Here is an 11,827-nt window from a genome sequence, read left to right as displayed (position 1 = left end):
CGCCGGGGCCGGAGCCGATGATGATGACGTCGTAGGACATCTGTTTTCCTTGAAAAGATGGGGGATCCGTCACGAGGCCTTCGCCTCGTGACAAGATCCCCCGAGGCCTGGGAGGAAGCTAGATCAGCATGCTCATCGGATTCTCGATGAACGCCTGGAACTTTCCGAGGAGCTGTGCGCCGAGAGCACCGTCTACCGCACGATGGTCGGTTGACAACGTCACAGTCATGACAGTCGCGCTCGACAAGTCGCCTTCAGCATTGACGACAGGCCTTCTCTCCCCAGAACCAACGGCCAGGATTGTTGAATGGGGAGGATTGATGATCGCGGCGAATTCCCTCACCCCGAACATACCGAGGTTCGATATTGCTCCGGTGCCGCCCTGGTACTCGGCCGGCTTCAATTTTCCCGATCGGGCGCGTGTAGCCAAATCCTTCATCTCATTCGAGATCGTGGATAGCGTCTTCGATTCCGCATGCCGGATGATTGGCGTGATCAGACCACCCGCCACGGAAACGGCAACCCCTACATCGACGAAATGATGACGCAAGAGGCTCTCTTCCGTCCAGGACACGTTCGCGTCGGGTGTTGATCCAAGGGCCAGCGCGTAGGCCTTGATGACCATGTCATTGACCGACAACTTGAATTGCGGCGCGCCATCTGCCATCGGCGCCGACGCGTTGAGCTCGGCTCGCAGCTTGAGCAGAGCATCGATGCGGCAGTCGAGCGACAGGTAGAAATGCGGAATGGTTGTCTTCGCCTCCAGCAATCGCCGGGCGATCGTTCTCCTCATCGGGGTATGAGGCTGCACATCGAACGTGCCTTCGGCAAACAGCGCCAAGGACCCATCGGACGCAGCTTTCTGCCCGACATGCTGCGCGCCGGCGGGCGCGGACGGGGCAAGTGGTGCTTCGGCACCCCGAGCCTTCGAAACATCAGCGCTCCGGATCCTTCCATGCGGACCGGTCCCGGCCACGGATCCCAGATCGATACCGTTTTCCCGTGCCAGGCGCCTTGCCAAGGGCGTAGCCCGAATTGAGCTCCCGGCACCCGCCGATGCGTTATGATGCGGTGCGCTGATTGAGCCGAGATCGGTCGCATCCGAAGTCCCCGTCTCTGCGGGAAGGGCCGGCGCAGATGGCGCAGACGCGGCCTGATGTTCCTCGCCCTCCTCGTAGATCCAAGCGACCGCCGAGCCGACCGCGATATCAACGCCTTCTTCGCCGTTGACATTGCGAAGAATCCCCGCAGCGGGGGAATCTATTTCCATTGCCGCTTTGTCGGTTTCAATTTCGAACAGCACGTCGCCCTTCCCGACGCGGTCACCTTCCTTGAAGAACCACTTCGAGATCTTGCCGGTCGCCATATCCATGTCGACCTTGGGGAGGATGATTTCCGTCGCCATGCTATCGCACTCCCCTCACAAGGTCCCGCGCGGCATTGAAAATGTCGGGGACTTGCGGAACGGCAGCCTTCTCGAGCTCCGGATTGTAGGGAATTGGCGTCTCGGAGCCGCCAAGGCGGACAATCGGTGCATCGAGATAGTCGAATGCGTCGCTTTCAGCGATGATCGCACTTATTTCTGCACCGACTCCCAGCGTTTTGACGCCCTCATATACGCAGAGCAGCCTTGTCGTCTTTTTCACACTTGCGATCACAGTCGCTCTATCGATCGGACGCACCGAACGGAGATCGATCACTTCGACGTCGATCCCCTCCGCTGCCAGCTGTTCGGCCGCATCGAGCGCCTTATGAACCATGATCGACGTCGCGACGATGCTAAGATCTTTACCCTGTCGGCGGATCTCTGCCTTATCGAGAGGAACCGTGTAGTGGCCTTCCGGAACCGGTCCCTTCATCTTGTAGAGGAGTTTATGTTCAAAGATCATCACCGGGTCGGGATCGGCGACGGCGGCGAGCAGCATGCCCTTAACATCATGTGGAGTTGCCGGCTGAATAACCTTCAAACCGGGGACATGTCCAAGCCACGCCTCCAGGCTCTGGCTATGCTGGGCGGCCGCCCCGGTCCCGGAGCCGGCTGGAAACCGCATGACAACCGGCACCGAGACTTCGCCGCCGAGCATGTAGCGCATTTTGGCGGCCTGATTGACGATTTGCTCCATCGCCAGAGCGGCAAAGTCTGAGAACTGAAATTCGAATATCGGTCTCAGTCCGGTCATCGCGGCACCGACCGCGACGCCAGCGCCGCCAAGCTCGGAAATCGGCGTGTCCATCACGCGATCAGGTCCGAACCTGTCGATGAGATCGCCGGTGACCTGAAAAGCGCCGCCGTAGACACCGATGTCTTCACCCATCAGGATGACGCGCTCGTCCGCTTCCATCGCGATCGCCATGGCTTCCTGGATTGCTTGGGAGTAGCTGAGCTCTCGAACCGTGGTATCCATTACGCTTGCTCCGTGTAGACGTTATCGGCCAAACCGGAAATCTCAGGCATCGGGCTTTGTTTTGCGAATTCAATCCCGGCGGCGATTTCGTCCTCGACAGACTTGCGGATTGCCGCGAGTTCAGTGTCGTTCGCGACACCAAACTCCCGGAGCTCTGTTTCGAACCGAGCGATTGGATCGCGGTTGCTCATCCAGTCCTCAATTTCGTCTTTCGTGCGGTAGCGATTTCGGTCGCTTTTCGAATGACCTCGATAACGATAGGTTTTGCACTCGATGAGGGATGGTCCCTCGCCGCGCTTCGCGCTCTCGACAGCATTGTGAGTGGCTTCTGCCACTTCGGAGAGCACGTTGCCGTCGACGATGACGCCGGGCATGCTGTAAGCGCTGGCGCGGTCTGCGATATTGGCAACCGCCGTCGATCGCGCGGTCGATGTCGACATGCCGTAGCCATTGTTTTCGCAGACGAAGATAACGGGCAATTTCCAAACGGCAGCCATGTTCAGCGCCTCGTGGAACGCTCCTTCGTTGTTTGCGCCGTCACCAAAGAAGCAGACGACCACTTTTCCGGTCTTCAGGCGCTTCGATGTCAGCGCGGCACCAACGGCGATTGGCAGGCCGCCCCCGACGATACCATTCGCGCCGAGGTTGCCGGTCGTAACGTCCGCAATATGCATGGAACCGCCGCGGCCGGCACAATAGCCGGTCGTCTTGCCAAAGAACTCAGCGAACATGCGTTTGACATCCGCGCCCTTGGCGATGCAGTGACCGTGGCCTCGATGGGTCGAGGTGATCTGATCCTCTTGCGTCAGCGGGAGGCAAACGCCCATAGCGCTGGCTTCCTGACCGATCGACAGATGCATCGTCCCATGGATGAGACCACGTGTGTAGCTTTCCTCAGCGCCTTCTTCGAACCGGCGGATGAGGTGCATCTTCCGAAGAGCATCCAGCAGCTGGTCACGTGTATATTGTCGGTAGATGAAGGGCAGATTGCTGGTCTCGGCACTCTTCATCGCTCTTGCTGAGTTCGCCATTTACGCCTCCCTGCCGTAAACGAGAGCGTCTTGCCGGGCACGCAAGACGGCTAGACGAGAGCCTTCCGCGACCGATGCGTTGCTGTAGGTAATCAGTTCACCCTTCTTGATCGGCGCGGTCACCTTGCCTCCCTGCAGCATTCCGCATGGAATGGCAGAGGCGCTGCGCGCTTCCGGCGCGGTCATGATCCAGGCGCGGTAGCAGTACTCGCCGATTGCATCGAGCTTGTCGCCAGGCTGGAGATCCTTCTTGGCCACGGCACATACCTCAGCCACAGGCGTAGACAGAGGCACCATGTCCGGCTTTCCGTATAGAACGACACGGGCACAGGTGAGCGGCACTTCCAATGAGGTCAGATGATATGGCCGATGAAAGGTGAAATACGGCCCCTTGCCCATCTTCAGATCTTCCATGCGCTCCGAGATCCGCGGATGCGACATATCCGCAACGACGAAAACACCAGGGGCAACACCCTTCCCAATCGAATAGTCGACAACACCTGCCTTCGTCAGTACGCCGCCGTCTTTTTCGGGCACGAGAACCTTCGACAGTTCGTCAAGCGTGGCCGCCGGGCCATGCATGCCGGGCTTATCCGGCACCAGACCTGTTGCGTTTGCGATGGCGGCCATTTCAACCATCGTTTTCGAGCCGTCGACGAATTCGACAAGCATGCGAACGTTCATGTTCCGGCGCGCCGCTTCTTCGGCGTATTGGTCCGGCACCGCATCGATGTTCAATGGGTTGTTCTTGCCCTTGCCTGCCGCAACGATCGGATGACCCATCGCCGAAACAAACTCGATCAATTCGATGCAAGACGATGGCTCGTCTCCCGCTCCGAGCGAATAGGTAACGCCAAGCCGCTCAGCCTCACTTTTGAGATAGGCGCCGATGGTAACGTCGGCTTCGACGTTCATCATCACGAGATGCTTGCCATGCTCCATGGCTGCAAGGCCGATCTCCGCACCGACGGCAGGCACGCCGGTGGCATCGACGACGACGTCGATCAAGCCGCTGTTCAGAATATTGGCGGAGTCGGCTGTGATGGCGATCTTGCCCGCCTCGATCGCATTGTTGAGTTGGTCAGCACTTGCAGCATCGCGATGATGACCGTCGGCCCGGTAAGCGATATCGACGGCTTCGCGGGCACGAGTGACGTTGAGATCGCAGATTGCGCCGATCTCGATACCCTGCATATGGGCGACGCGGGTCACGATATCGGTGCCCATCTCCCCACTTCCAATCAGTCCAATGCGAATAGGCTTTCCCTCGGTCTCTCGACGCATGAGATCGCGTGCAAGCCCGGTTGGCGCAACGTTGATGGGCATTCCATTCCTCCCGAATTCATCCGAGACAGATTGGTACTGTACATTTGTTATTCAGTCAATCAATATGTTCTCAACTTGGCATCCAAAATGCCGCTGGCGCTCATCCTGTGCGGAAAACGAGAACTTTTGTAACTCAATGGAACGCAAGTGATTACCCTCGCGGGCAAGCGAAAGCCAGCACCCGAAGAGCGTGCCGCGGCCGTGATTGATTTTGTTGCTGGTATGGATTACGCGATTTGCCGCGCGGGATAGTGCGCAGGCTACACTGCGCACACTATCGCAAAAATGGGAGAGCGCCACTTCCGGTCCGTTGGCGCTCCGGGCGATCGATTTACACTGACGCCAGCAGGGCGCCCGCAGTCTGCTCGTCGGTCACCAAGGTTGTTGGCTTTATTGTAACAAGGCAGGCACGAAGCGCTGCCAGCTTTTCGGGTCCACCCGAGATTAGGATGCGTTCCGGTGTGCGCCGTAACCGCTCGAGGTTCACTGATATCACCCGAGCATTAACCTCGTGGTCGATAACGTTGCCGTCCTTGTCGATGAAATTATAAAGCACGTCTCCGACGGCTCCGGCGTCAATCAAAGACCGACGGTCAGCCTCGCTCAAATACCCGGTGCGATAGCTCGTCGTCAGTGCAGAGATCCCGCCGACCGAGAGAAGTGCGACGTCGAGCTTATCCGCCATTTCGAAAATCGCGGCAAGTCCACATCTTTCCAGCAGCGCATGCTTCGTCTCGGGGCTATCCACCACTGCCGGTGCGGTCACCAGAAAACCCTCGCCTTTGAAAAGCTCTGCGAACTGCCAGGCAAACTCGGCAGGATTGAAGCGACGCGCGGCCGAAATGCCTCCGAGCAGTGAGACGACGCGAAAGTCGTCGAGGGCGGCCCCGGCAATAAATGGCAAGGTATTATAAAGGGTGCGCCCCCAACCCACGCCAACAATCATGCCGGAATGCATCAAACCGGTAATCAGCGTTCCGGCTGCTGCTGCAATGACCTTCGTTGGGTCGCCTTCAGTATCGGCGAAGGGCGCAACAATGACCTGTTTGATCCCAAACGTCGTCTCCAGCTCTCTTTCAAGGGCGATCATATCGGAAAGCGGCGAGGAGATGGTCACGCGCACCTCGTTGCGCCGACGCGCTTCCGCCAAGAGTCGGACGACCATTACCCGATTGATGCCCAATTGGGCGGCGATGTCCTGCTGCGTGTAATTCTCGATGTGGTAGAGCCATGCGACTCGCGCTCGCAGCCTCTCAGAATCGCTCTGAACCATGGCAACTGGAGGCGTGATCTGCATCTAGCTTCCTTTCGGGTGCATTAAGGTCGGCAGGTGACATTGGCACGAAATCAGCGCTTTTCCCGTGATCTCGGCGCCCGTCCCAACCTCATGAGTTTCGTTACAGGATTTATCTCGCAGTGCATAGATCGGCAAGAAATAGGCGCACTCCGCGCCGCCGCAGTGCACAAAGTTATCCAAATAAATCGTGATGTTCACTCCTGGCCCCGCAATCTCGGTCGAAAAACCGGTTGACAGCCGAGCGTTATGAACACATTGTATTCTCTGTTAGCAAATGTTCTCGCCTTAGAGGATAATGCTGGGGATGGAAGCGGAGTGGAGGCCGCACCGAAACAGTCTTGCCTCCATTGGCATTCAACTGATTTATTCAGATTGGGAGGAGTACAACATGACAGTCTTAAGTTCGGGCGTATCGCGCCGCGGATTCCTGAGGCATTCCGCAGCTTTCGGGCTTGCTGCCGGCGCGGCCTCGGCCCTCAGGCTGCCCGCATTCGCGCAATCGGGTCTGCCGGATATCCAGTCGGTTTTGGACAAGATTTCGGTCAAGGATTATGTCCGCGAGGACTACCGCAAGCTTTACAAGATGTCGGACGATCCACTGTGGGACCCAGCGAAGGACTGGATCCGTACGGTGGATTGGGAAAAAATTCGCTCTGAACAGAGCGGGAAAACCGTCAGGTTTGCCGTAGGCGCTGCTGACCAAGAGTCGGCAGCTGAGGGGCTGAAGCCCTTTGAACAATTGTCAGGCATCAAGGTCGAGCTGGTTCCGATCCCCGATGACAGCTTCTATGACAAGGCGGTTTCCGAATTCATTTCCGGCAACGCATCCTTCGACGCCCTGCAGTTCTTCTCGCCGTGGCTCGGTGATTTCGCCGGCCCAGGCTTCCTCGCCGACCTCAGCGAATATGCGGACAAGTGGAAACTGCCGCTGGACGACTTCTATGATACCTATCGTCTGAACTACGGCTACGTCGGCGGCAAGCTGGTCGGCATCCCGTTCGACTGCGACGTTCAGATGGTGCATCTGCGCAAGTCGATCATGGAGAAGATTCTCGGCGGCCCCATTGATCGAGCCCAATCCGTGCCTAGCTACGACGAGCTCATTCGCGTCACGGCCGAAGCAAACAAGCTCGGCGGCGGCGTAGCGGGTGTTGGCTTGATGGCGGCCCGTGGTTTCTGGGCCACCTACACCTGGGAGCATATCGCGGCGCAAGCTGGCCTTACCTTGTTCGACAGTCAATGGAATCCGCAGCTCACAAGTGATGCCGGGATGAAGGCCATGGATATCATCATGGCTCTGCAGAAAAACGCCATCGAAGGCGTATCCGGCGCCGGCTGGGGTGAAAACCGTGCCGCCTGGCTTGGCGGACAGGTTGCAGCGAATATCAGCTGGCAGGACAGCGGCACACAGGCCATGCGGCCTGATCAGTCGAAGATCGTCGATGATTTTGTTACCATCTACGAGCCTCGCATTTCAGGCGGCGTCTTCGCTCCGCCGAATATTGCCGGGTCGACCTCCTGCGTTGCAGCCACATCGCAAAACCCCGAGGGCGCGTTCCTTATGCTCGCATTCCTCACGACTTCGTCTATCATGGCGATGAACGAAGCGAATGCGAATGGTGTTGCTCCGGGCTACCGGTCCGTTCTTGCCAACGAACGTCTCCGTGCTGTCAGCCAGCCCATGAAGGTGTGGGCGGACAGTCTGGAACATGCGTGGTGCGCGCCGCGCATTCCCGGGATGTTCGAGATGGAGCAGGCGCTCGGGAATGAAATCAACCGGGCGGTCACCGGTCAGATTTCAGCGAAAGAAGCCCTCGAGAACGGGCAAAAAGCCTGGAAGAGTATTCTGGAGAAGAATGGCTTCTCCGGTGGAAGCGCCCCGATTGCTTACTCGGACGCGGAGCCAGGCCTCTATGTAGGCAAGGGCAAGGCACTGCCTTTCTAAGATCATGACACATTCAACTCAAAGACTTGAAACGGAGGCGGCGTTCGCCGCCTCCAACGTAAAGTTACCCGCAAGACCTCGTCCCCGTTCGGCTACGGCGAGGAAGGTCTTCCCGTATCTCTTGGTTGGACCTGCTGTAGCCTACCTACTCGCGATCACCCTGTATCCAGGTCTGTTCGCGATCTATCAAAGCCTCTTTGTCGTCAAGTTCGTCACTTGGTCTTGGGTCGGGCTCGGCAACTACACACGGATCATCCAGGATCGTGAATTCTGGGCTGCTTTGGGAAATACCGCTGTCATCGGCGGCATATCCCTGGTCCTGCAGTCGGTGATCGCGATGGCGGTGGCCTTCTTCTGTTACCGGGACCCGTTTGTCCGCGGTTGGCGCATCATTTTCCTGATGCCGATGCTGTTCATGCCGTCGGCGGTAGCGTTCATCTGGAAGCTTGCTTTCAATGATGGCCGGGTGATTTCCGATATTCTCATGTCGATCGGACTAGTCTCCAACAATGTCGACTGGCTTGCGTCTATCTGGCTAGCCAGACTGACGCTGATCGTCGCGGACGTGTGGCAGTGGACACCGTTTCTTTTCATCATCTTCGTCGGAGCTCTTCAAGGTCAGGATGAGGAAATCGAGGAAGCGGCCCGATTGGACGGGGCAAGCTGGAGCAGCATTTTCTGGAACATCTCACTGCCGATGATGAGGCCCATCATCGTGGTCGCCGTAACGCTTCGCGGCATCGACATCACGACGATGTTCACAAACGTCTACATCATGACCCAAGGCACACCGGGCGGGGCAACGGAGACGATGAGCTACTTCATCTATCGTCAGGGCTTCAGGATGTTCAATTTCGGATACGCGTCGGCGGCATCGGTGCTGATGCTGATCTTCACGATCGTCATCGCCCAGACTGTCGTAAAGCGCGCATTCAAATCCGGGAAATCATGATATGGCCAGCATTCGAAAAAACGGCGGTGAAAGCCTCCTTCTTCGCTACATCATCCTTGTCGCCTGGGCGCTTGTTTGTCTTGTTCCGATCATCTGGTTCCTCACAATAGGGTTCAGGCCAAGAACGGAAATCATCGTGCCACGGCCGATCTACTGGCCGACGTGGAGCTTGGACGCCTGGCGCCTGCTCGTCAGCGACTGGCCGATCGCTTCATATCTCCGAAACTCGGTGGTTGCAGTGGCGGGCTCGGTCGTCATTGATCTGCTGCTGGCAATTCCCGCAGCCTTCGCGTTGGCTCGCTATGAGTTCCGTGGCCGAGAGGACATCGGTTTTTACATCCTGTCGACGCGTATGATGGCGCCGGCCATCGTGGCAGTGCCGATCTTCTTTCTGTTCAAGAATATGGGTTTGCTGGATTCCGTCTGGGCTTTGATGCTCATTTACGCGGCCATCAATCTCAGTCTCGTCACCTGGATCATTCGCAGCTACATGCTGGATATCCCGAAGGAACTGGAAGACGCGGCACGGACAGACGGCGCCGGAGACCTGACCATTCTTTGGGAAATCATGATCCCGGCTTGCCTGCCCGGTATTATCACCGCGGCGGTAATAGCAGCGATCTTCGCTATCAACGAATTCTTGTTCACCCTTCTCATCGCATCGACCTCCAAGGCTTACACGATGTCCGTTGCGCTCGCCAACTTCACAGGCGGCTCCGACGGGGTGATCTACAACGCAATCGCACTCGTCTCGTTCCTCGCATTCGCTCCGATCTTGATCCTCGTCATCCTGATCCAGAAGCATCTCTCGCGCGGCCTGACCATGGGCGCTGTGAAAGGATAATTCCATGGCTTCTATTGAACTTAAGAACATCGTGAAGAGCTTCGGCTCCTTCTTTGGGGTCCAGGATGTCACTCTCGATATCGCCGATGAGGAGTTTCTGGTCCTTTTGGGGCCGTCGGGCTGCGGGAAGACCACGACCATGCGCATGATTGCTGGCCTGGAGCACCCGACGGGCGGAGAGATACGGATCGGCGGCAATGTTGTGAACGAGATCGATGCCCGCGATCGAGACGTTGCGATGGTTTTCCAGGGCTACGCCCTGTACCCGAATATGTCGATCTACGAGAACATTCGGTTTCCCTTAAGGATGAGGCGCATCCCCAAGGACAAGCATGATAGCCTCGTTCGTCGTGCCGCGGATATGGTTGAACTTGGGCCGTTTCTGGAGCGCAAACCCGGCGCGCTTTCGGGCGGCCAGAGACAGCGCGCTGCGCTGGCGCGCGCTATCGTTCGCCAGCCGCAAGTCTTTCTCATGGACGAGCCGCTTTCCAACCTCGATGCGAAGCTGCGTGCCAGCATGCGTGTCCAGATCAAGCACATGCAGCGCGACCTGAAGGTGACCACGGTTTACGTGACACACGACCAGATCGAGGCAATGACGCTCGCTGATCGGATCGTCATCATGAACAAAGGCATAATTCAGCAGATCGGCACCCCCGATGAGATCTATTCAGATCCAGCCAATACCTTTGTCGCGGGGTTCATCGGCTCGCCGCCGATGAACTTGGTGTCGGGCACTGCACATAATGGGGTTTTCTCGGCTGCCGGCGTGAAGGTCGCCTGCCCTGAAAAGCTGTCCGGTCAGGTTACCCTCGGCTTCCGGCCGGAGGATTGCCTGATCGGCGGCGAAAATCTCCACGGCACCGTTTTTGGCGTCGAGCCGACCGGTGATATCACCTACCTGTCCGTCCGCACTCCAGAGAAGATCTTCGAAATCAAAGCCGGCCGGGAATTCCGTGCAAAAATAGATTCTTCCGTATCGATCGGGTTTGATCCCAGCCGGCTTTACTATTTCGACGGTGATGGCAACAGGATCGGAGTCCGGTGATGTCGGCGACCTTTGATTTCAGCTGCGTCGGCTTTTACACCTTCGACGCTCTTTGCCGACCGGTCGCGGAAGTCCCGGCGGGGGGGCAGACCCTTTTCGTGGAAGACTTCACCCTGGCCGTATCCGGCGCGGCCGGTTCGGCGGCGATCGTGGCTGCCAAGTATGGCCTCTCGGTGCAAGCAGTCGGCGGAGTGGGCTATGATGATATGGGCGACTGGGTCCATATGAAGCTGCAGTCTTTCGGCGTAGACACCACCATGATGCGGCGCTACGAGGGCTATACGACATCCTCTTCAATCGTGACGACACGGCCGAATGGTCAGCGACCGGCACTGCACAAACGCGGTGCGACCGATGCGTTCTTCGTATCGGATTCGGAAATAGATCGAGTTCTAGACACCAAGATCCTGCATGTGGGTGGGGTCGGCCTGATGAATCGGATGGATGATTCCGGTCGTACCGCGGAACTCATGGCGGAAGCGCGCCGTCGAGGTGTGATCACCACGCTTGACGTCTTCGCGTCGACGCCGGCCGACCTTCCCAAAATCGAAGCTCTGTTGCCTTATACGGATTATTTCCTGCCTTCTGAAGAGGAAGCGCAGGCACTTTCCGGATTGACACACAACAAGGACCTGGCGACTTTCCTTCTCAGCAGAGGAGCCAAATGTGTCATTCTCACTTTGGGAGCCGAGGGCGCCTACTATCACGACGAGACGGGCTTGGAATTCCACTCGCCGGCGTTCCAGGTCGATGTAAAGTGCACATGCGGCTGCGGTGACTGCTTCAATGGCGGTTTCGCGAGTGGATTGGTAAAGGGACTGTCGCCTCGTGATGCGGTCGAACTTGGTCAAGCCTCCTCCGCGTTGAACGCTACTGGCCTGGGAAGTCAGGCCGGTGTGGCGAGCTATGATGCGACCCGTGCATTTATTAAGGCGACACCCAGACGCGAATTGCGATATGATATTGTGGCCTAACAGAG

The 11,827-nt window shown here is 57.7% G+C and carries 10 protein-coding genes; 5 read left to right on the top strand and 5 right to left on the bottom strand.

Translation table 11 applies throughout. The annotated features are described in order from the left end of the window. Positions 1–118: 118 nt before the first annotated feature. From CO655_RS24680 to CO655_RS24660, 5 genes are all read right to left on the bottom strand, one after another. Complete coding sequence (locus tag CO655_RS24680) at positions 119–1,405, bottom strand: dihydrolipoamide acetyltransferase family protein (protein WP_010032657.1); 1,287 nt, start codon at positions 1,403–1,405, stop codon at positions 119–121. Position 1,406: 1 nt separating this feature from the next. Continuing rightward, positions 1,407–2,405 carry an alpha-ketoacid dehydrogenase subunit beta gene (locus CO655_RS24675; protein ID WP_010032659.1) on the bottom strand — a complete coding sequence of 333 codons (999 nt, stop codon included), beginning with the start codon at positions 2,403–2,405 and terminating at the stop codon, positions 1,407–1,409. Continuing rightward, complete coding sequence (locus CO655_RS24670; RefSeq protein ID WP_097667194.1) at positions 2,405–3,436, bottom strand: thiamine pyrophosphate-dependent dehydrogenase E1 component subunit alpha; 1,032 nt, start codon at positions 3,434–3,436, stop codon at positions 2,405–2,407. Before CO655_RS24670 ends, CO655_RS24675 begins: the two co-directional genes overlap by 1 nt. Then, on the bottom strand, positions 3,437–4,762 hold the full coding sequence (locus tag CO655_RS24665) for an NAD(P)H-dependent oxidoreductase (RefSeq protein WP_097667193.1): 1,326 nt from the start codon (positions 4,760–4,762) through the stop codon (positions 3,437–3,439). Positions 4,763–5,093: 331 nt separating this feature from the next. Then, entirely contained in the window at positions 5,094–6,059 is a 966-nt protein-coding gene (locus CO655_RS24660; protein WP_020919814.1) for a sugar-binding transcriptional regulator, read from the bottom strand. Between the two features lie 388 nt (positions 6,060–6,447). On the opposite strand from CO655_RS24660, the gene CO655_RS24655 reads away from it, so the two are divergent. The 5 genes from CO655_RS24655 (at position 6,448) to CO655_RS24635 (ending at position 11,822) form a co-directional block, all read left to right on the top strand. Next, on the top strand, positions 6,448–8,004 hold the full coding sequence (locus tag CO655_RS24655; protein WP_097608679.1) for an extracellular solute-binding protein: 1,557 nt from the start codon (positions 6,448–6,450) through the stop codon (positions 8,002–8,004). A 4-nt stretch (positions 8,005–8,008) separates the two neighbouring features. Beyond that, positions 8,009–8,956 (top strand): sugar ABC transporter permease, encoded by a 948-nt coding sequence (locus tag CO655_RS24650; RefSeq protein WP_097667192.1) that lies wholly within the window; start codon positions 8,009–8,011, stop codon positions 8,954–8,956. 136 nt (positions 8,957–9,092) lie between these two features. After that, on the top strand, positions 9,093–9,800 hold the full coding sequence (locus CO655_RS24645) for a carbohydrate ABC transporter permease (protein WP_245423904.1): 708 nt from the start codon (positions 9,093–9,095) through the stop codon (positions 9,798–9,800). Between the two features lie 4 nt (positions 9,801–9,804). After that, positions 9,805–10,848, top strand: coding sequence for an ABC transporter ATP-binding protein (locus CO655_RS24640; RefSeq protein ID WP_097667191.1), 1,044 nt, complete (start codon positions 9,805–9,807; stop codon positions 10,846–10,848). Beyond that, a complete protein-coding gene (locus CO655_RS24635) occupies positions 10,848–11,822 on the top strand; it encodes a sugar kinase (protein ID WP_097667190.1) in 975 nt (324 codons plus the stop codon). The genes CO655_RS24640 and CO655_RS24635 overlap by 1 nt, the downstream gene beginning before the upstream one ends. The last annotated feature ends 5 nt before the right edge of the window (positions 11,823–11,827 follow it).

Origin of the sequence: Rhizobium sp. M1 (genome assembly GCF_002531805.1) — a bacterium.
Classification (GTDB): domain Bacteria; phylum Pseudomonadota; class Alphaproteobacteria; order Rhizobiales; family Rhizobiaceae; genus Rhizobium; species Rhizobium etli_C.
The sequence above is the reverse complement of the archived record's forward strand: the minus strand, read 5'-3'. Positions and strand labels throughout refer to the sequence as shown.

Bases quoted from the DNA above. Each gene is read 5' to 3' on its own strand.
- CO655_RS24660 (WP_020919814.1), bottom strand. From the start codon at position 6,059: ATGCAGATCACGCCTCCAGTTGCCATGGTTCAGAGCGATTCTGAGAGG.
- CO655_RS24670 (WP_097667194.1), bottom strand. From the start codon at position 3,436: ATGGCGAACTCAGCAAGAGCGATGAAGAGTGCCGAGACCAGCAATCTG.
- CO655_RS24680 (WP_010032657.1), bottom strand. From the start codon at position 1,405: ATGGCGACGGAAATCATCCTCCCCAAGGTCGACATGGATATGGCGACC.
- CO655_RS24640 (WP_097667191.1), top strand. From the start codon at position 9,805: ATGGCTTCTATTGAACTTAAGAACATCGTGAAGAGCTTCGGCTCCTTC.
- CO655_RS24675 (WP_010032659.1), bottom strand. From the start codon at position 2,405: ATGGATACCACGGTTCGAGAGCTCAGCTACTCCCAAGCAATCCAGGAA.
- CO655_RS24650 (WP_097667192.1), top strand. From the start codon at position 8,009: ATGACACATTCAACTCAAAGACTTGAAACGGAGGCGGCGTTCGCCGCC.
- CO655_RS24635 (WP_097667190.1), top strand. From the start codon at position 10,848: ATGTCGGCGACCTTTGATTTCAGCTGCGTCGGCTTTTACACCTTCGAC.
- CO655_RS24655 (WP_097608679.1), top strand. From the start codon at position 6,448: ATGACAGTCTTAAGTTCGGGCGTATCGCGCCGCGGATTCCTGAGGCAT.
- CO655_RS24665 (WP_097667193.1), bottom strand. From the start codon at position 4,762: ATGCCCATCAACGTTGCGCCAACCGGGCTTGCACGCGATCTCATGCGT.